This window comes from Mesobacillus jeotgali (genome assembly GCF_014856545.2).
Classification (GTDB): Bacteria; Bacillota; Bacilli; order Bacillales; family Cytobacillaceae; genus Mesobacillus.
Genome location: NZ_CP109811.1, coordinates 3,266,337 through 3,285,515, shown reverse-complemented (window position 1 = coordinate 3,285,515; position 19,179 = coordinate 3,266,337). Strand labels below are relative to the sequence as shown.

At 43.8% G+C, this 19,179-nt stretch carries 19 protein-coding genes; 18 read left to right on the top strand and 1 reads right to left on the bottom strand.

Annotated elements, in window-relative coordinates:
• Positions 1–3 precede the first annotated feature (3 nt).
• From spoIIIAD to FOF60_RS16855, 5 genes are read left to right on the top strand one after another with little or no spacing between them, the layout of a single operon-like run.
• Positions 4–393 (top strand): stage III sporulation protein AD, encoded by a 390-nt coding sequence (spoIIIAD, locus tag FOF60_RS16875; protein WP_173401223.1) that lies wholly within the window; start codon positions 4–6, stop codon positions 391–393.
• 32 nt (positions 394–425) lie between these two features.
• On the top strand, positions 426–1,625 hold the full coding sequence (spoIIIAE, locus tag FOF60_RS16870) for a stage III sporulation protein AE (protein ID WP_192470740.1): 1,200 nt from the start codon (positions 426–428) through the stop codon (positions 1,623–1,625).
• A gap of 12 nt (positions 1,626–1,637) precedes the next feature.
• Positions 1,638–2,267, top strand: a complete 630-nt coding sequence (gene spoIIIAF, locus FOF60_RS16865; protein WP_192470739.1) for a stage III sporulation protein AF — start codon at positions 1,638–1,640, stop codon at positions 2,265–2,267.
• Positions 2,257–2,916, top strand: a complete 660-nt coding sequence (gene spoIIIAG, locus FOF60_RS16860; protein WP_192470738.1) for a stage III sporulation protein AG — start codon at positions 2,257–2,259, stop codon at positions 2,914–2,916. The genes spoIIIAF and spoIIIAG overlap by 11 nt, the downstream gene beginning before the upstream one ends.
• Positions 2,917–2,919: 3 nt before the next feature.
• On the top strand, positions 2,920–3,465 hold the full coding sequence (locus FOF60_RS16855) for a SpoIIIAH-like family protein (protein WP_192470737.1): 546 nt from the start codon (positions 2,920–2,922) through the stop codon (positions 3,463–3,465).
• Positions 3,466–3,500: 35 nt separating this feature from the next.
• Here FOF60_RS16855 and FOF60_RS16850 read toward each other — a convergent pair whose 3' ends face one another.
• Positions 3,501–4,982: a methyl-accepting chemotaxis protein gene (locus tag FOF60_RS16850; RefSeq protein WP_192470736.1), complete on the bottom strand. Its 1,482-nt coding sequence runs from the start codon at positions 4,980–4,982 to the stop codon at positions 3,501–3,503.
• Between the two features lie 206 nt (positions 4,983–5,188).
• Here FOF60_RS16850 and accB point away from each other — a divergent pair, with 206 nt between their 5' ends.
• The 13 genes from accB to spoIVB all read left to right on the top strand — a co-directional run bounded on the left by accB (position 5,189) and on the right by spoIVB (position 18,834).
• Positions 5,189–5,695: an acetyl-CoA carboxylase biotin carboxyl carrier protein gene (accB, locus tag FOF60_RS16845; RefSeq protein WP_192470735.1), complete on the top strand. Its 507-nt coding sequence runs from the start codon at positions 5,189–5,191 to the stop codon at positions 5,693–5,695.
• 12 nt (positions 5,696–5,707) lie between these two features.
• Positions 5,708–7,063, top strand: a complete 1,356-nt coding sequence (gene accC, locus FOF60_RS16840) for an acetyl-CoA carboxylase biotin carboxylase subunit (protein WP_192470734.1) — start codon at positions 5,708–5,710, stop codon at positions 7,061–7,063.
• 15 nt (positions 7,064–7,078) lie between these two features.
• Entirely contained in the window at positions 7,079–7,489 is a 411-nt protein-coding gene (locus FOF60_RS16835; RefSeq protein WP_192470733.1) for an Asp23/Gls24 family envelope stress response protein, read from the top strand.
• A 518-nt stretch (positions 7,490–8,007) separates the two neighbouring features.
• A complete protein-coding gene (nusB, locus tag FOF60_RS16830; protein WP_192470732.1) occupies positions 8,008–8,400 on the top strand; it encodes a transcription antitermination factor NusB in 393 nt (130 codons plus the stop codon).
• Positions 8,401–8,454: 54 nt separating this feature from the next.
• Positions 8,455–9,327, top strand: coding sequence for a bifunctional methylenetetrahydrofolate dehydrogenase/methenyltetrahydrofolate cyclohydrolase FolD (gene folD / locus FOF60_RS16825; protein WP_192470731.1), 873 nt, complete (start codon positions 8,455–8,457; stop codon positions 9,325–9,327).
• A gap of 138 nt (positions 9,328–9,465) precedes the next feature.
• Positions 9,466–10,824 (top strand): exodeoxyribonuclease VII large subunit, encoded by a 1,359-nt coding sequence (xseA, locus tag FOF60_RS16820; protein WP_192470730.1) that lies wholly within the window; start codon positions 9,466–9,468, stop codon positions 10,822–10,824.
• Positions 10,814–11,047 carry an exodeoxyribonuclease VII small subunit gene (locus FOF60_RS16815; RefSeq protein WP_192470729.1) on the top strand — a complete coding sequence of 78 codons (234 nt, stop codon included), beginning with the start codon at positions 10,814–10,816 and terminating at the stop codon, positions 11,045–11,047. The genes xseA and FOF60_RS16815 overlap by 11 nt, the downstream gene beginning before the upstream one ends.
• 2 nt (positions 11,048–11,049) lie before the next feature.
• The gene (locus FOF60_RS16810; RefSeq protein ID WP_319801538.1) at positions 11,050–11,874 is read left to right on the top strand and encodes a polyprenyl synthetase family protein; all 825 of its coding nucleotides are present in this window, start codon (positions 11,050–11,052) and stop codon (positions 11,872–11,874) included.
• 426 nt (positions 11,875–12,300) lie between these two features.
• Entirely contained in the window at positions 12,301–14,193 is a 1,893-nt protein-coding gene (gene dxs / locus FOF60_RS16805; RefSeq protein ID WP_192470728.1) for a 1-deoxy-D-xylulose-5-phosphate synthase, read from the top strand.
• Between the two features lie 3 nt (positions 14,194–14,196).
• Positions 14,197–15,045: a TlyA family RNA methyltransferase gene (locus tag FOF60_RS16800; protein WP_192470727.1), complete on the top strand. Its 849-nt coding sequence runs from the start codon at positions 14,197–14,199 to the stop codon at positions 15,043–15,045.
• Between the two features lie 220 nt (positions 15,046–15,265).
• Positions 15,266–15,715: a transcriptional regulator AhrC/ArgR gene (ahrC, locus tag FOF60_RS16795; RefSeq protein WP_041967930.1), complete on the top strand. Its 450-nt coding sequence runs from the start codon at positions 15,266–15,268 to the stop codon at positions 15,713–15,715.
• A gap of 16 nt (positions 15,716–15,731) precedes the next feature.
• Positions 15,732–17,423: a DNA repair protein RecN gene (gene recN / locus FOF60_RS16790; RefSeq protein WP_192470726.1), complete on the top strand. Its 1,692-nt coding sequence runs from the start codon at positions 15,732–15,734 to the stop codon at positions 17,421–17,423.
• A 124-nt stretch (positions 17,424–17,547) separates the two neighbouring features.
• Positions 17,548–18,834: a SpoIVB peptidase gene (gene spoIVB, locus FOF60_RS16785; protein WP_192470725.1), complete on the top strand. Its 1,287-nt coding sequence runs from the start codon at positions 17,548–17,550 to the stop codon at positions 18,832–18,834.
• Positions 18,835–19,179 lie beyond the last annotated feature (345 nt).

Here is a 19,179-nt window from a genome sequence, read left to right as displayed (position 1 = left end):
GCCATTGAGATCCTTCAAATAACAGGTGTAGCACTGATCGCGACTTTCCTGGCCCTTATTGTCAAGGAACAAAAGCCAAACTTTGCTTTCTTGCTGATCGTGTTCACAGGTTCAGCTATCTTTTTATTTCTGGTTGACCAAATATATCAAATCATTTCAATGATCCAGAAGCTGGCAGCAAATGCCAAGGTTAATCTCGTCTATGTAGAAACGATCCTGAAAATCATCGGAATTGCCTACATTGCTGAATTCGCTGCCCAAATCACCAAAGATGCAGGTCAGGGGGCGATTGCTTCAAAAATTGAATTAGGCGGAAAAATTCTTATTCTTGCCATGGCCATTCCGATTCTCACTGTCATGATCGAAACAATCATTCGCTTGATTCCGGGCTGATCGAGGGCCTTTTCTTAAAGAGGTGAATATAGTTGAAGCAGCGTTTGCAGTTCATACTTGGCATTATACTAATCCAGTTATTTTTTTTCATTCCGGTTGTACAAGCTGTTGGTGATGAAGAGCAAACCAACACAATGATCAATCCGGATAAAATTGCCTCAGCCCAGCTTGAGGACTTGAATATTGATGAACTCAAAGGTTTCTGGGAGGACATTATCAACAAATATGATGGTTATTTACCAGAAAGCCAGAAAGGCAGTTTATATGATTTCATCAGTGGTGAAAAAAAGTTTTCGTTGAAGGAATGGTTTAAAGGGATTCTGAATTTTGCTTTTCACGAGTTTATCGTCAATGGAAAATTACTAGGTTCCTTGATTTTGCTTACCGTTTTCAGCATGTTTCTTCAGGCCCTGCAAAATTCTTTTGAAAAAAGCACCATCAGCAAGGTAGCCTATTCCATTGTGTTCATGGTCCTCATTATTATTGCGCTCAATAGCTTTCATGTGGTCGTTGATTACACAAATGATGCAATTGGAACAATGATTCAATTTATTCTTGCCTTGATCCCGCTGCTGCTGGCACTGATGGCAACATCCGGCGGCCTGATATCGGCAGCTTTTTTCCATCCAGTCATCATTTTCATGATGAACACAAGCGGAATGTTCATTCAATATGTCGTGCTGCCGCTCTTATTCCTTTCCACCCTCTTGAGCATCGTTAGCATATTGTCAGAGCAATACAAGGTCACACAGCTGGCCAGTATGCTCCGAAACTGGAGTGTCGGACTGCTTGGGATTTTGCTGACCGTATTCCTTGGTGTCATTTCGGTTCAGGGGGCATCGTCAGCGGTGACAGATGGAGTCACTGTCAAGACTGCTAAATTCATCACTGGAAACTTTGTCCCGGTCATTGGCCGGGTGTTCACGGATGCGACGGACACGGTCATCAGCGCCTCGATGCTGCTTAAGAACACGGTCGGTATAGCGGGAGTTGCGATTCTGCTGATCATCGCAGCTTTTCCGGCAGTGAAAATCCTGATGGTTGCATTTATCTATAAATTTGCAGCAGCGATTCTCCAGCCGCTTGGTGGCGGACCCGTCATAAATTGTCTCGATATCATCAGCAAAAGCATCATCTATGTTTTTGCTGCACTTGGTATTGTTTCCTTGATGTTTTTCCTGACAATCACGGTTATTATTGCCGCTGGAAATCTAACGATGATGGTGAGGTAAGGGGGAGATGAAATGGATTTTCTAAAAGAATGGATTACCAATATTATTATTTTCATACTCCTGGCAACTGTCCTGGATATGCTCCTGCCAAATTCGAGCTTCCAGAAGTACACAAAAATCGTCACAGGTTTGATTTTGATTGCCATCATTCTGTCTCCAGTATTGAAATTATTTACATCAGATTTTGAAACAGCGATCGCATCGATGGGGCAATTCAGTAGTTTTGAGGATGAAAAGATAAAAAATTCAATAGAATTTCAGAAAAAAGAAATACAAGCATCCCAGCATGCATATATTTTAGAAACAATGGCTGTCCAACTGAAAACAGCCGCAGAGGAGGAGTTGATGGAGCAGCAAGGAATGGAGATTGCTAATATCGAGCTTGAAGTAAATGATCAGGATCAGCGGCCTTTCCCTGAAAACCTGGAGTATGTCATCGTGCACCTGAAAAAAGCCGAAGATGAGGGAGAGACTGTGGCAGTAGTAAGAGAAGTAGAAATTGATACGAACGCACCCCTTCCATCAAAACAAACCTCTCAGAATACAGATCAAATATCTTCTCTTCTGTCAGAGAAATGGAATGTTCCTGAAAAATCAATTCAAATCATGATAGAAGGGGGGAGTGACGAGCATGGACAATGAGAAAGGTCCACTTAGCTGGCTTAAAAAGCAATTAAGCGGCAAAGACGGGCCGCCAGAGAAGAAATCGGGAAAATACCAATACTTAATGATTGTCGTTCTGTTCGGGGCCGCAATCATGCTCATAGGCAATATCCTGGGAGACCAAAATCCTGATATGGCTGTTACAGCCACTAAGGAGGCAGAAACTCAAGAGGATGCAGCCGTATTTGGGCAAAAGAAATCGGCGGGTAATGACGTCATTTCCGAGTATGAAGAGGCTTATGAAGCTCAGCTGACTGAAATGCTAGAAGGAATAAATGGCGTCGGGAATGTCACAGTCTTCGTAAACGTGGATGCCACTGAGAGAAAGGTTCTTGAGAAGAACACGGTCATCCAGTCACAAACGACGGATGAAACCGACCGGGAAGGCGGCAAACGCAAGGTCCAGGAGGCTTCACAGGATGAGCAGCTGGTCATCATCCGCAACGGTGAAAAAGAGGTTCCTATCGTTCTCGAGACAAAGAAGCCAGAAATCAGGGGTGTCCTCGTTGTGGCAAAGGGAGCCGAAAATATACAAGTGAAAAAATGGATTATCGAGGCCGTCACCAGGGCTTTGGATGTACCAAACCATAGGGTGGCAGTCATGCCTAAAAAATCTAAGGGGGAATAATGGATGTTATTGAAAAAGCAAACAGTGTGGTTGTTAACGATGTTAAGTCTTGTAGTGGTGCTATCGGTTTACTATATCACTTCACCTGAACAGCAAAAAGCGGATCTGGCAGGAGTTGAGGAGCAGAAGGCTGAAGAAAAAGAAACAGCAGCAACTGAATCCGAAGATGGCAAAACAGTTATCTCTGGCGTCGCAAGCGATGAAAAGTTCGAGGCACTTCGCATGAAGCTGGAAGAACAGCGCACTAAAATGAAGGAAGACCTTCAGGCGATTGTTGCATCTACAGACCTGCCTGCTCAAGACCGCAGCGATGCAATTGAAAAGATGAACGAGCTGGATGAAGTAACTCAAAAGGAATTCACTCTTGAAACATTGATCAAGTCAATGGGTTATGAAGACGCACTTGTCCGTGCGGACGGAGAGAATGTCAGAATCACAGTAAAAGCTAAGGAACATTCAGCATCTGCCGCAAACGAAATCATCCAGATGGTCCGTACAGAGCTAGGCTCAATGCAGCATGTAGCAGTACAATTCGAGCCTGTAAAATAAGAGGGAAGACAAAAGGGAAGGCGGTGGCCTTCCCTTTATTTTTGCTGCGGCTTGATTAAGTTATCTAAGGAATGATGCGCCGCTTCCACAGATTTAAATAATTGCTCATGATGTTCACTTTGTGAAATTGCAGCAGATGATATTTCCTCCAGTGCAGCGCTTGCCTGCTGGATGACGGAGCTGAATCCGGTAATGGAACTTTCGATTGCCATGGACGATTCCAGGATTGTCCTTGTTAATTCATCTTGCTCTGATATGTCACTCTTTAAAACTCTGAAAGTTTGATGGATCGTTTCGAATGCTTCCATTGTTTCTGCTGCTAATTCGAGGTTTTCTGTAAGTTTTTCAGCTGTCAGGTTGACTCCTTTTTTTGTTTTGGAAGTATCACTCATAACGCTTGTTAAGTTTTCGGTAATCTGTGTCGCTGTATGACTGGTGATGTCAGCAAGCTTTCTTACTTCTTCCGCAACGACAGCGAACCCCTTGCCGCTGTCTCCAGCACGGGCTGCCTCGATGGATGCGTTCAATGCCAGCAAATTAGTCTGGGAAGCAATTCCCTGGATATCTGATGCAAACCTGGCTGTTTCCTTGATCAGCGCGGAAAGAGATAAGATATGTGAATTGACATTCTGCATATTTTCATAGGAAGCTGTCAATTCTGAAATTAGACTGGACATCAGCTCATCGCCTTTATCTGAGACTTTTTCAGCGGCCATTGCGTTCTGATTCAGTTTTTCGACAAGGGAAGATGTCCGGGTGATGACCTGATTGGTTTTTTCAAGAGATTGAGAAATATCTACGACAGAATCTGACTGGATATTGATTCCTGCAGATATCTCTGCCACAGACTGGGTCATTTCCTTCGAAAATTGATAATTTTCCTTACTCTTGAATTTCACCTCATCAATCAGATTTGCGATGCTCCTTGTATTACTTTCAATGACTTTCCTTGTCTCTAAATCCTTGATTAAGAGTTCCTCTGTTTCCTGCTTTGCTGACTCAATTGTCTGAGCCAGTTTTTTGGCAATAGAAAACTGGAAACCAAGCATGACTGTGACCAGCATGTACAATAGATAGATTGTTACATAGTTTTTTGTTTCCAGCGGCAGTGCATCATGATGCAGCCATGTGAACAGTGAAATAAGCATGAATCCAAGGCCGGATGCCATGAAAAGCAATCTCCTGTCCATGTAGATTGCTGCAGCAGCAAGGATAAAATAAAGAAGGGTATAGGCAGTCGGCGAAACGCTTGTTTCCATAATCAAGAACAGAACAGCAGATACAATGATAACGGAAAGGTAAGGAATGAAAGTTGTTAACCTTTTGGTATAGTGAAGCAATGCGACAGCAGCAACGCCAACACCTCCGCCGACGATGATTGAAAGAATTACGGCAAGTTCCTTTTGCATGGCAATACCAACTACCGCAGCCAGAACGACAGATACAAGAGTGGCTTTGACGATTAGGGAATTTTTCCTTTCCAAATCCTCTTTTTTTATTTCTTCAATATTTTTCATGAAATGTATTCTCCTCATATTCAGCTAATGTAATATTCGCTAGAAATTTTGGGATTCCTGTCGTATGAATTCACTTTTTTTTCAGAAAATATTAAAATAGAGAGTGAAGACAAGAAACACTGTTACATATTGAAGTTTTACATGGTATTATCGTATAGTATTAGTATCTAGTCTTAATAATCGAAATGGACAAGGGGTGCCCAAAGATGTTAAAAGTACAAGAAATCAGAGAGTTAATCAAACTAGTAGATCAATCAAGCATTGACGAATTTTCATATGAGTATGAAGGATCAAAGATCAAAATGAAAAAGCACGGAGCAGTTAAATCTGTAGTTGAGAATGTTCAGGCAGCAGCATCTGCACCAGCTCCGCAGCCAGCGCCAGTCGTACAGGAAGCTCCGAAACCTGAGCCAAAGATGGAGGCAGCAGCGGTCCAGGAAGTGAAGCAGGAGGAAGTACAGGATACATCAAACTTACATAAGATTGTCTCTCCGATGGTCGGGACTTTCTATCAATCTTCTTCACCTGAAGCGGATGCATATGTCAAGACAGGTTCGAAGGTAAGCAAGGATTCAATTGTATGTATCGTCGAAGCAATGAAGCTCTTCAACGAAATTGAGGCAGAAGTCAATGGGGAAATCGTTGAAGTTCTTGTTAAAGATGGACAGCTTGTAGAATACGGCCAGCCTTTATTCCTGGTTAAGCCCGAATAAGGAGCGATATCGATGATAAAAAAATTACTGATAGCCAACAGAGGAGAAATAGCAGTCCGGGTCATCCGTGCCTGCAGGGAATTGGGTGTTGAATCCGTCGCAGTTTATTCAGAAGCGGACAAGGAATCATTGCATGTTCAGCTTGCGGATGAGGCATATTGCATCGGACCAAAGGCTTCAAAGGACAGCTATTTGAATTTCACCAACATTATCAGCGTAGCCAAGCTGACCGGGTGTGACGCCATCCATCCAGGTTACGGCTTCCTTGCAGAGAATGCCGATTTTGCGGAGCTTTGCAGGGAGTGCAATATCACGTTTGTCGGTCCATCTCCTGAAGCGATCCAGAAGATGGGGACAAAGGATGTTGCCAGGGAAACGATGAAGCAGGCGAATGTACCGATAGTACCGGGTTCACAGGGAATCGTTGAGAGCACGGAAGATGCTGTCAGTCTGGCGAATGATATCGGTTACCCTGTCATCATCAAGGCGACAGCTGGCGGAGGCGGTAAAGGTATCCGGGTGGCAAGGACCGAGCAGGAACTGGTCAAAGGAATCAATATCACCCAGCAGGAAGCGATGACAGCGTTCGGCAACCCGGGCGTTTATATTGAAAAATATATTGAAGATTTCCGCCATGTTGAAATTCAGGTGCTTGCTGACAGTTACGGCCACACAATCCATCTTGGAGAGCGTGATTGCTCCATCCAAAGGCGCCTGCAAAAGCTGCTTGAAGAAACACCTTCTCCGGCGCTTGACGGGGAAATCAGGGCAGAAATGGGAGAAGCTGCGGTCAAGGCTGCGAAAGCAGTTGATTATACCGGTGCGGGCACGGTAGAATTTATATATGACTACCGCAATCGCAAATTTTATTTTATGGAGATGAATACCCGCATCCAGGTTGAACATCCTGTAACTGAAATGGTTACCGGCGTCGATTTGATTAAGGAACAGATCAAGGTTGCTTCCGGCGAAAGGCTTAGCCTTAAGCAGGAAGATGTGCAGTTCAACGGCTGGGCGATCGAATGCCGGATTAACGCAGAAAATCCAGCGAAAAATTTCATGCCATCGGCAGGCAAAATCAAAATGTATCTCCCTCCAGGCGGTTTTGGTGTTAGAATAGATTCAGCGGCATATCCTGGTTATACAATCCCGCCTTACTATGATTCAATGATCGCGAAGGTCATTACTTATGGAAGCAGCCGGGAAGAAGCGATTGACCGCATGAAGAGAGCGCTTGGTGAGTTTGTGGTTGAAGGAATCCACACCACCATCCCGTTCCACCTTAAGCTGCTGAACCATGAGAAATTCGTGGAAGGGCAGTTCAATACGAAATTCCTGGAAATGTATGATGTAATGTCAGAAGAATAATAGGAGGATCTAGCCATGAGCGAACAGCAACATTTACTTGAAATGAGCCATGATGAGAATGGTCTGGGAAAAGTTGAAATCGCACCTGAAGTAATTGAAGTCATTGCCAGCATCGCTGCATCCGAAGTAGAAGGTGTCACGCAAATGCGCGGCAGCTTTGCAGCAGGAGTAGTCGAAAGACTTGGCAAGAAGAACCACGGCAAAGGTGTCAAAGTCGAGCTTGCAGAAGAAGGAATCAAGGTTGACGTGTATTGTGTCATGAAGTTTGGCGTATCGATTCCAGTGGTTGCACAAAAAATCCAGGACAATATCCGCCAGGCATTATTGAACATGACGGCACTTGATGCAACAGAAGTAAATATCCACGTAGTCGGCGTCCAGTTCGAAAATCAAAAAGTGGAACCAGAAATCGAACAAGAAGTTTAATTATCAAACCAAAGGCATAAATATACATGCCTTTGGTTTTTTTTGTACTGTTTTTCTTAAGTGAATATGGTGTAGTTCTAAGTAGCTACGGGTTCGGACAAAGTTTCATGGTTTTAAGAAGAAGATTGCCTTAGTACGCCCCGGGTTCGGACAAAATCTCGTGCTGGAGAGGAAAAGTTGTCCGAAGATGACCCAGGTTCGGACAAAATCTCGCGCAGAAGGGGAAAAGTTGTCCGAAGTAGTCCCAAGTTCGGACAAAAACTCGTGCTGGAGAGGAAAAGTTGTCCGTAGTAGATTCAAGTTCGGACAAAATCTTGAGTTCTCCTGCAAAAGCTGTCAAAAACACTTCCTGCACCAATTCTGATATCTGAAATTCTTAGCTTATATGAGATATTTTCTTTTGTTTTGATTAACTTTTTTCTAAAAAGTGAAAAATAATAGGAAATCATGCGTAAATAGATATGATATGCTATTATTTTGTTAGAATCAGACAAGCCGTAAAGGAGCTAAGGAATTAAATGAAAAGAAGAACAGCACGAGAAAAGGCATTACAAGCCTTATTCCAGATTGATATAAGCAAGGTGGAAGTTTCTGACGCGATTGAGCATGTGCTTGAAGAAGAAGCCGGGGATGATTATCTGAACAAGCTTGTGAACGGCACTGTCCAGCACCAGCAGGAAATTGATGAGGAGATCAAGGTATACCTGGAAAAGTGGTCCCTCGACCGACTAGCAGCTGTTGACCGGAATCTTCTTCGACTGGCTGTATACGAATTGAAGTATTGCAACGAAGAGGTACCGATGAATGTCGTTCTTGATGAAGCGATCGAAATTGCTAAATTATATGGGGATGACCAATCAAGCCGATTTATTAATGGTGTTCTGTCTAAAGTAAAGCAGAGTATTTCCTAAAACCATTGGAAGCAGGCAGGTTGGACCTTCCCTGATCATATAGGGGGAGAAAGTATGGCTGCTATTATTATTGATGGAAAAGAAATTGCCAAAAAGAAAAAACTCGAAATCGCCGACCAGGTCCAGGAGCTAAAAAAGCAGGGAGTAACTCCAGGCCTGGCAGTGATTCTTGTCGGTGATAACCAGGCATCGAGAACGTATGTTAACAGTAAGCAAAAAACGGCAAGAGAACTTGGTATGCATAATGTCCTGATAGAGTACCCTGTCTCCATTACCGAGCAAGAGTTGCTGGCAAAAATAGACGAACTCAACAAGGATGAGGATATTCACGGTATTTTAGTGCAGCTTCCGCTTCCAGAGCATATCAGTGAAAAGAACCTGATTGAAGCTATTTCCCCTGAAAAAGATGTTGATGGCTTCCATCCAATCAATATCGGCAGGATGATGACTGGCCAGGATGCTTTTTTACCATGCACGCCATATGGTGTAATGGTCATGATGAAGGAGATCGAGATGGATCTTTCCGGGAAGCATGTGGTCGTTGTTGGCAGGAGCAATATTGTCGGCAAACCGGCAGGTCAACTTTTCCTGAACGAAAACGCAACCGTTACATATTGTCACTCGAGGACAAAAGACTTAAAGGAACACACGAAACAGGCAGATGTCATTGTAGCCGCAGTCGGGAAAGCCGACTTGATTACAGCTGACCATATCAGGCCAGGCGCTGTGGTCATCGATGTTGGCATGAACCGCAATGACCTTGGAAAGCTTTGCGGTGATGTAGCCTATGATGAAGTCAAAGAAAAAGCCGGGTATATCACTCCTGTGCCTGGCGGTGTTGGCCCAATGACCATTGCCATGTTGATGTACAACACCCTGAAGTCTGCAAAGAATCATATGAACAGACTTCAAAATTCAAATTTATAAGGCGTGATTCTGTCCATATTTGTTATAAGTTAGAAACTGAAAATCCACTTATCTTAAGTGACGAATCGGGATTCTAAACTTATAATGGATATGGGCAGTTTTTTTGATACTGACATGTTCCACAAAAGGAGTTTACCAATGGATAATCAGCGTTATCTAACCGTCAACGCGTTAACCAAATACATAAAGAGAAAATTCGATGCCGACCCGCATCTTCAGGGCGTTTATATTAAAGGAGAAATCTCCAACTTTAAGAGGCATTCAAGCGGCCATATGTATTTTACTCTCAAGGATGAGAAAGCCAGAATCCTTGCTGTCATGTTCGCTGGTGCTGCCCGATCCATGAAATTCAAGCCTGAAAATGGCATGAAGGTCCTGGTCAGGGGAGATATCTCAGTTTACGAAGGCAGCGGCCAATACCAGGTTTACATAAAAGAAATGAAAACCGATGGAGTGGGTGACTTATTTGTCGCTTATGAGCAGCTGAAGAAGAAGCTTGAGCAGGAAGGCCTTTTTTTACCGAAATACAAGCAGCCTATTCCGAAATATCCAAAAGCCGTCGGCATTGTTACTTCGCCAACGGGGGCAGCAATCCGGGATATATTAACGACAATCAAGAGAAGATATCCTATTACCAAGGTGCTTATTTTTCCTGCTCTGGTACAGGGAGACCAGGGAGGGCCTTCCATCGTGAAGGCAATCGAGAAGGCGAATGAAAGGGCAGATATTGATGTTCTGATCATCGGACGCGGAGGCGGATCGATTGAGGAACTCTGGAACTTCAATGAGGAAACCGTTGCAAGAGCGATTTTTGCCTCGAAAATCCCGATTATATCTGCTGTGGGCCATGAAACAGACTTCACCATCGCTGATTTCGTTGCAGATATGAGAGCTCCGACGCCAACTGGTGCGGCTGAATTGGCTGTCCCTCATATCCAGGAACTGATCGAAAGGGTAATGAACAGGGAAACTAGACTAATGAGGGCTATGAGGGAGAAAGTGTTCTTCCAGCAGGAGCGCTACCAGCGTCTGATCAGGTCTTACGCTTTCCGCTATCCAAGGAAGCTGTATGAGCAAAAGCTTGAACAAGTCGACAAGCTGACAGAATCGCTGACCCGGGGAGCCAGGAAACTATATGCTTCAAAAAATGATGCTCTTGTTCAACTGAAGAGGAGATTGGAACGTAGTCACCCAGAAGAGCTGCGAAAGCTGTCCGCTGAAAGACACATAAGGACAACTAGAGCTTTAAACCGGGCAATGACGTCCGTCTTGTCTGAAAAACGAAAAGAGTTCAACGGTATCGTTTCTACACTTGAAGCATTAAGCCCGCTGAAAATAATGGACCGTGGCTATAGCCTAGCATATACAGACGAAGGGGAACTCATTAAGACAGTCACCCAGGTGAAACCTGAACGGAAAATAAATGTAAAGCTTTCTGATGGAAGCATTCAATGTATTGTGACAGATATCGAGGAGAGTGATAACAATGGCAGATGAAAAAAAACTAAGTTTTGAACAGGCAATGGACCAACTGGAAAACATTGTTGAGAAGCTGGAAGAGGGCGATGTGCCTTTAGAAGAAGCGATCTCTTTTTATAAAGAAGGAATGGAATTATCCAAGCTTTGCCATGATAAGCTAAAGAATGTGGAAGAACAGCTAGCCCAGATCATTACAGAAGATGGACGGACTGAAGGTTTCTCCATAAATGAGGAGGAATAGTATTGCATCCTGTTTCACTTGACTCTTTTACCATAAAATATAAAACTCTCCTCGAGGAACGGTTAAGGGAGGCGGTTGGTGCCCTTGAGACCCCGGAGAATCTTGCGAAGGCGATGCTTTATTCGCTGGAGGCTGGAGGAAAAAGGATTCGACCGCTGCTGGTATTCGCTGTAATTGATTCATTTGGAAAAGATCCGCAAAATGGAGTCGATGCTGCCGCGGCGATTGAAATGGTCCATACGTATTCGTTGATTCATGATGACCTGCCGAGCATGGACGATGATGATTTAAGAAGGGGCAAGCCTACAAACCATAAAGTATTCGGTGAAGCGACTGCCATCCTTGCAGGAGATGCTCTTTTGACATTAAGTTTCAACATGCTGGCAGACATCCCTGAGGAATCGGCACCAGCCCATGTTAAACTGGCGTTGATCAAGGGGCTGTCAGCTGCTGCTGGTGCACCCGGTATGGTTGGCGGACAAGTTGCAGATATGGAAGGAGAAAATAAGAGGCTCTCACTTGAGCAGCTTGAATATATCCATATTAATAAAACAGGAAGGCTACTGGAATACAGTATCATTGCCGGAGCAGAAATAGCCGGAGCAACTGCTGGTCAAAAGCAAGTACTGTCCAAATTTGCCTACCATATTGGCCTTGCATTCCAAATACGTGATGATATTCTCGACCTTGAAGGGAGCGAGGAAATGATCGGCAAGCCTGTTGGAAGCGATACAGCTAACGAAAAGAGCACTTACCCTGCTTTGCTTGGATTGGCTGGGGCAAAAGAAGCACTTGATTACCATTGCGGAGTGCGAAAGAATCCCTGAGCAAAAGCGGTCTTGAGGTGGGGATTCTTGAACAGATCACAGATTTAATCGGACTGCGTAATCATTAGAGCAGTCATTGAGAATAGTTCGATAGTGTGCTATAATTGGCTGTTAGCACGGTAGTGTTGGCAGCTTTTTTACATAGGGCTGTAACCGAATTGAGCCTGCTTTTCGAGCATATACATTTACCCGTTTTTCAAAGGGGTATCGTGACTCCTTATGTGGACAGTTCTGAACTGGAGTGTTGATCCTATCCATTCAAAGTTCATAAGCGATTACGAATAGAACACTACATAAATAAGCGATATTTCCATGTATAGCTTGAAAACCATTCTTTACTTAATATATGTTATTACTAACAACTTTTTTAGTTATGGGATAAAAAGTGCGGAATAATAAGTCAGAAATGAAAGTGAGTGGTCCGAAATGGATCTTTTATCAATAAAAGACCCTTCCTTCTTGAAAAATCTTTCGACTAAGGAATTGGAAGAGTTAAGCGGGGAGATTCGGCAGTTTTTGATTGAAAAGTTATCAGTTACGGGCGGGCACATCGGACCTAATCTGGGTGTTGTCGAATTGACGATTGCTCTCCATAAGTGTTTTGACAGCCCGAAGGATAAGTTTCTTTGGGACGTTGGGCACCAATCATACGTACATAAGATCCTGACTGGAAGAGCGTGTCAGTTTGACACGTTAAGGCAGCATAAAGGACTGTGCGGTTTTCCGAAAATGGTTGAAAGTGAGCATGATGTCTGGGAAACGGGACATAGTTCGACTTCACTTTCAGCTGCAATGGGGATGGCCATTGCCAGGGACCTGAAGGGGGAAAACTCCCACATCGTTCCGATTATCGGTGATGGCGCCCTAACAGGAGGCATGGCTTTAGAGGCGTTAAATCATATCGGCCATGAAAAAAAGAAGCTTATTGTCATTTTGAATGATAATGAAATGTCGATTGCTCCAAATGTGGGCGCGTTGCATAGTGTGCTCGGCCGCCTTAGGACTGCCGGTAAGTACCATTGGGTAAAAGATGAACTCGAATATTTGTTAAAAAAGGTGCCTGCTATTGGCGGTCAGCTCGCGGCGACTGCTGAAAGAATAAAGGATAGCTTAAAGTATCTCTTTGTATCAGGAATCTTTTTCGAGGAATTAGGCTTTACTTATCTTGGGCCAGTAGATGGACATGATTATGAAGATCTGTTTGAAAACCTTGCATATGCAAAAAAGCAGGAAGGACCTGTTTTATTGCATGTCATTACGAAAAAGGGCAAAGGGTATAACCCGGCTGAAAACGATAAAATTGGCACATGGCATGGAACCGGACCTTATAAGATGGAAACTGGTGATTTTGTCAAACCTGAATCCGCACCGCCAGCCTGGAGTAAGCTGGTCAGTGAGACAGTAAGGAAAATCGCGAGGACCGATGAACGGATTGTTGCTGTGACACCGGCCATGCCTGTCGGTTCGAAGCTTGAAGGCTTTGCCAGCGAATTCCCTGACCGGATGATTGATGTCGGGATTGCAGAACAGCATGCAGCGACTTTTGCAGCCGGTCTGGCGACGCAAAATATGAAGCCATTCCTGGCGATTTATTCAACCTTCCTGCAGCGGGCATATGACCAGGTGGTCCACGATATTTGCCGCCAGAACTTAAATGTGTTCATTGGTATTGACCGTGCCGGGCTCGTAGGCGCTGACGGAGAAACACACCAGGGCGTGTTTGACATTGCCTTTTTAAGGCACTTGCCTAATATGGTATTGATGATGCCAAAGGATGAAAATGAAGGACAGCATATGGTATACACTGCAATAAAATACGATGAGGGCCCGATTGCCATGCGTTATCCTCGAGGCAATGGACTGGGTGTACCGATGGATGAAGAGTTGAAGGAAATTCCGATTGGTACCTGGGAAGTGCTTCGTGAAGGTGAAGATGCAGCCATCCTGACATTCGGCACAACGATTCCGATGGCTATGGAAGCAGCAGAAATACTTGCAAGGCAGGGCGTATCCGTAAAAGTAGTCAATACCCGCTTTATCAAGCCTCTTGACGAAGAGATGCTGGTGGGCATCCTGAATAATAACATGCCGATCCTGACCATCGAGGAAGCTGTCCTGCAGGGTGGATTTGGAAGCTTCGTGCTCGAGACGTCTCATGACCTGGGCTACCAGCATGTAGAGATAGACAGGATGGGAATACCGGATCAATTCATTGAGCATGGCAGTGTCGATAAGCTTCTTGAGGAAATTGGAATGACAACAGAAGATGTCGTCTTGCGGATGCAAAAGCTTGCGAGACAGAAACAAAAAAGGGCGTAGCAAATGAAAATCAAAAAGGAAAGATTAGATGTACTGCTTGTTGAACGCGGCCTTGCGGAGACAAGGGAGAAAGCCAAACGGACAATCATGGCAGGGCTCGTCTACACGAATGAAAATCGGCTGGACAAACCGGGAGAAAAGGTTAACAGTGACATTCCCCTGACTGTAAAAGGAAATGTCCTTCCATATGTTAGCCGTGGAGGACTGAAGCTTGAAAAGGCATTAAAGATATTTGACCTTGATGTTCAAGGGAAAACACTGCTGGATATCGGGGCTTCGACCGGCGGGTTTACCGATTGTGCTCTTCAAAACGGAGCTAAAATGTCCTATGCTTTGGATGTTGGCTACAATCAGCTTGCATGGAAGCTGCGTCAGGATGAACGTGTCGTCGTGATGGAGCGAACAAATTTCCGTTATGTGAAACCAGAGGACCTCATTAAAGGGATGCCGAATTTCGCAAGCATTGATGTATCTTTCATATCCCTTCGTCTTATTTTGCCTGTGCTTAAAACACTGCTGGCAGCAGGCAGCGATATCGTTGCTCTTGTCAAACCGCAATTTGAGGCAGGAAGAGAACAGGTCGGCAAAAAAGGAATTGTTCGTGACAGGAAAGTTCATGAACAAGTACTGGACAGGATCATTTCTTTTTCGATAGAAGAGGGCTATGATGTGATTGATTTGAGCTTTTCGCCAATCACTGGCGGAGACGGCAATATTGAATTCCTGCTACATCTGCAGTGGAACGGAACAGCAGAGGAAAAAGGAAAACTGCTGCTGAAGACGCAGCCTGAAGCAGTCGTTACCGCAGCGCATAATGAACTAAAATCAAAGCAAACTAGCGAAGAAGAATAGGCTCGACCAGCCTGTTCTTTTTTGTGTGATTTAAACATTTTCCGGCCCGAGGGGCAAATGTTTAATCTTGAGATAAATAAATTTCTCCTTAAAACAGTTCACCACTTCGTCAATTCCTCGGATAACTTTTGCCGAAAGTCCACGAATGATTGTACATTCTGTTGAAATCGGCTAACATATGAGTATATGAATGTTTCGGATATATCCAGGGGTGATATTAATGAATAAAGGACAGCGACATATAAAAATCCGCGAACTGATCGCGAGCAAGGATATCGAGACACAGGATGAACTGGTGGACAGGCTAAAAGCTGCCGGCTTTAATGTTACACAGGCAACAGTTTCCCGTGACATCAAAGAGCTCCATCTTGTGAAGGTTCCTTTGATCGATGGCAGATACAAATACAGCCTTCCGGCAGACCAGCGTTTCAATCCATTGCAAAAACTTAAAAGATCATTAATGGATGCTTTTATCCGGATTGATCAGGCAGGCCACCTTCTAGTGATGAAAACCTTGCCTGGCAATGCGAATGCGATTGGGGCATTGATTGATAATCTCGATTGGGAAGATATTCTTGGCACGATTTGTGGAGACGATACCATCTTGATTATTTGCCGTACTCCAGAGGATACTGAGCAAGTCACAAATCGTTTTCTCGAAATGTTGTAAATGAGGTGACGTTTGCTTGTTAAATGAATTATCGATTCGAAACTTTGCCATTATTGAGTCATTATCCGTTTCTTTTAATAAAGGACTAACCGTACTCACTGGAGAGACAGGTGCAGGAAAATCCATTATCATCGATGCCATCCACCTTCTAGTGGGTGGAAGAGGCTCGGCCGAATTCGTCCGCCATGGCGAAGATAAGGCTGAAATTGAAGGTTTGTTCCACCTTGAAGGAGAAAATCATCCAAGTTATGCAAAGGCAGCTGAATTTGGCATTGAGATTGAAGATGCCATGATTGTCTTAAGAAGGGATATTTCCGCGAGTGGAAAAAGTGTTTGCCGGATCAACGGCAAGCTCGTCACAATTGCTGTCTTGCGTGAAGTAGGCTCGACTTTGATCGATATTCATGGTCAGCATGAGCACCAGGAATTGATGGATGAGTCTAAGCATATCAATCTTCTTGACCAATTCGGAGCAGATGAAATCCTTCCTGCCCTGCAGGAATATCAGCACGTTTTCCGTTCATTTGAACAGACACAAAAAAAACTGAAGAACTTAAGTGAAAATGAACAGCAAATGGCCCACAGACTTGATTTGATTCAATTCCAGCATGATGAAATCCTTACAGCCGACCTGAAAATCAACGAGGATGAGGAGCTTTCCGAAGAGAAGCGTAAACTTAGCAACTTCGAAAAAATTTATGAGAGTATTCAGACCAGTTATACTGCATTACAGGGTGAGCAAAAGGGCCTGGATTGGGTCAGCTTGGTCATGGACAACCTTCAGAATGCAGCAGACTTGGATCCTGACTATAAAAATGTTGCTGACACAGTAGCGAACAGTTTTTATATGCTTGAAGATGCTGCAAGGACAATCAGGAATGAACTGGATTCTCTTGAATATGACCCTCAGCGGTTGAATGAAATTGAAGACAGGCTGAACGAAATTAATCAGTTGAAACGGAAATACGGAAGTACGATAGAAGAAATCCTGGAGTACTCTTCAAAAATCGAGGAAGAAATCGAGACGCTTCAAAATAAGGAAGTACATATTGGCCAGATGGAAAAGGAACTTGCATCACTTAAGAAAGATTTGCGCATCGAGGCCAATAACTTGACTCAAACTCGCAGAAAATATGCTAAAAAACTTACGAAATTAATCCATAAAGAATTAAAAGAGCTGTATATGGAGAAGACAGTATTCGACCTGAGAATTGACTCCGATACAGACCATTTCCATAAAAGCGGCGCAGATAAAGTTGAATTTTATATCTCAACAAATCCGGGAGAACCTTTGAAGCCTTTGTCAAAGATTGCTTCTGGCGGAGAACTTTCCCGGATCATGCTCGCGCTGAAAAGTATCTTCTCTAAACATCAGGGTGTCACCTCCATCATTTTCGATGAAGTTGACACAGGAGTCAGCGGCCGCGTGGCTCAATCAATTGCGGAAAAAATCTACAATGTATCGACTGGATCACAGGTTCTTTGTATTTCTCATTTGCCTCAAGTTGCCGCGATGGCAGATACTCATCTGTATATCGCAAAGGTGATAAAGAGTGGAAGGACCAAAACATCCGTCACTCCGCTGTCTCCATCTGAGAAAGTAAAGGAGATCGTCAGGATGATTTCCGGGGTTGAAGTTACAGATCTGACGAAACAGCATGCTGAAGAATTGCTGAGGCTTGCACAGAATATGAAGGCTGTAACATGAAAAGCTATCCATAAAGGGTAGCTTTTTTATTTTTATACAGGTTATAAATGCGGGGAGTCGAGGCAAAATTAAAGATGTAGCCATTTCGATGTGTGTGGACTAGAAGCGAGGAGAGTGAAATGAATTGAAGAAAGATTTTCTCAGAAAATTTATTGGTGGAATTCTCCTTGTTTCATTAATTGCTTTAGGATTTGCAAAACCAGTACAAGAATATTTGTCTATTCCAGGAGATATAACGATATTCGAGGGGCAAAAACTTGATTTTCAGGCAAATGCAATACAGGTTACTGCTCCAGTAAAAGACTCAAGCATCGAAGTGAACCAACAAGGGGAAACCTTGACGCTTGAAGCGAAAAGGCATGGGAAGGATGAAATGGTCCTTGAATTAGCAGGCTTCCCTGTTAAAAAAGTCGATGTCAATGTCCTGAAGGATTTCAAGGTCAGGCCAGGCGGTCAATCTATAGGAGTAAAATTAAATACAGTAGGTGTCCTTGTGGTCGGACATCACCAGGTGCAGGCTAATGAAGGAAGAGTATCGCCAGGTGAAAAAGCTGGCATAAAAAAAGGTGATATTATCACTGAAATCAATGGACAGCAGATTGAAAAAATGGCAGATGTTGGCCCGTTTGTAAAGCAAGCGGGAGAAGACGGCAAGCCGTTGGATGTTGTAATCAAAAGGGAAAATGAAAAAGTCAAAACTAAACTCCAGCCAGAAAAAGATGTAAATGAAAACACATATAAGTTAGGGTTGTATATACGCGATTCAGCAGCAGGTATCGGAACGATGACATTTTATCACCCGCAGTCCAAAAAATATGGAGCACTCGGACATGTCATTTCTGATATGGACACGAAAAAACCGATCGTCGTTGGGGATGGCCAAATTGTGAGATCAACTGTTACTTCGATCGAAAAAGGCGGGAAAGGCAACCCAGGGGAAAAGCTGGCTCGCTTTTCATCAGACCGGGAAGTTATTGGGAATATCAAAAGAAACAGTCCTTTTGGGATCTTTGGTGAACTGAACAAGGATATTTCAAATGGCGTATTTGATAAACCTCTGCCTATAGCTCTTTCTCATCAAGTAAAAGAAGGTCCGGCGAAAATCCTGACGGTTGTGAATAATGACGAAGTGAACCTTTTTGATATAGAGATCGTCAGCACCATCCCTCAAAAGTTCCCAGCAACAAAGGGTATGGTGATAAAGGTAACCGACCCTGAGTTATTGGAAAAGACAGGTGGAATTGTCCAGGGGATGAGCGGAAGTCCAATTATCCAGGGTGACAAGCTAGTGGGTGCTGTAACTCACGTCTTCGTAAATGACCCTACAAGTGGATATGGAGTTCATATAGAATGGATGCTTAATGAAGCGGGCATCGACATATACGAAAAACCAAGAGAGCAGGCAAGTTAATACAGGAATTCGGCGGCGGCAAATAGCCGCCTTTTCTTTGTTTTTCGGGGAATGACGGACAGAAACCGATGAGAATCATGAAAAAGTGTCCTTCATCGGGGACATGACGGCCAGAACTCGAAGAGAAACGGAAAAAAGTGTCCATCATCGGAGGTATGACGGCCAGAAACCGAAGAGAATCATGAAAAAGTGTCCATCAACTTTGCCATGAGATCTAAAATCAATCTGAATCATAATTTCATCACGCAAGTGTCAGCTTACGACGAGGTGGACTCACGCCAGCAGTGCTGAAAGAGAATCCCAGAAACGGAAATCAGCAAAAAACAAGAATAATTCTTAAATATA

What these genes read in the sequence shown, in the direction of transcription:
- spoIIIAF (WP_192470739.1), top strand. Translation starts at nt 1,638, where the DNA reads ATGGATTTTCTAAAAGAATGGATTACCAATATTATTATTTTCATACTC.
- spoIIIAG (WP_192470738.1), top strand. Translation starts at nt 2,257, where the DNA reads ATGGACAATGAGAAAGGTCCACTTAGCTGGCTTAAAAAGCAATTAAGC.
- FOF60_RS16855 (WP_192470737.1), top strand. Translation starts at nt 2,920, where the DNA reads ATGTTATTGAAAAAGCAAACAGTGTGGTTGTTAACGATGTTAAGTCTT.
- FOF60_RS16850 (WP_192470736.1), bottom strand. Translation starts at nt 4,982, where the DNA reads ATGAAAAATATTGAAGAAATAAAAAAAGAGGATTTGGAAAGGAAAAAT.
- accB (WP_192470735.1), top strand. Translation starts at nt 5,189, where the DNA reads ATGTTAAAAGTACAAGAAATCAGAGAGTTAATCAAACTAGTAGATCAA.
- accC (WP_192470734.1), top strand. Translation starts at nt 5,708, where the DNA reads ATGATAAAAAAATTACTGATAGCCAACAGAGGAGAAATAGCAGTCCGG.
- FOF60_RS16835 (WP_192470733.1), top strand. Translation starts at nt 7,079, where the DNA reads ATGAGCGAACAGCAACATTTACTTGAAATGAGCCATGATGAGAATGGT.
- nusB (WP_192470732.1), top strand. Translation starts at nt 8,008, where the DNA reads ATGAAAAGAAGAACAGCACGAGAAAAGGCATTACAAGCCTTATTCCAG.
- folD (WP_192470731.1), top strand. Translation starts at nt 8,455, where the DNA reads ATGGCTGCTATTATTATTGATGGAAAAGAAATTGCCAAAAAGAAAAAA.
- xseA (WP_192470730.1), top strand. Translation starts at nt 9,466, where the DNA reads ATGGATAATCAGCGTTATCTAACCGTCAACGCGTTAACCAAATACATA.
- FOF60_RS16815 (WP_192470729.1), top strand. Translation starts at nt 10,814, where the DNA reads ATGGCAGATGAAAAAAAACTAAGTTTTGAACAGGCAATGGACCAACTG.
- dxs (WP_192470728.1), top strand. Translation starts at nt 12,301, where the DNA reads ATGGATCTTTTATCAATAAAAGACCCTTCCTTCTTGAAAAATCTTTCG.
- FOF60_RS16800 (WP_192470727.1), top strand. Translation starts at nt 14,197, where the DNA reads ATGAAAATCAAAAAGGAAAGATTAGATGTACTGCTTGTTGAACGCGGC.
- ahrC (WP_041967930.1), top strand. Translation starts at nt 15,266, where the DNA reads ATGAATAAAGGACAGCGACATATAAAAATCCGCGAACTGATCGCGAGC.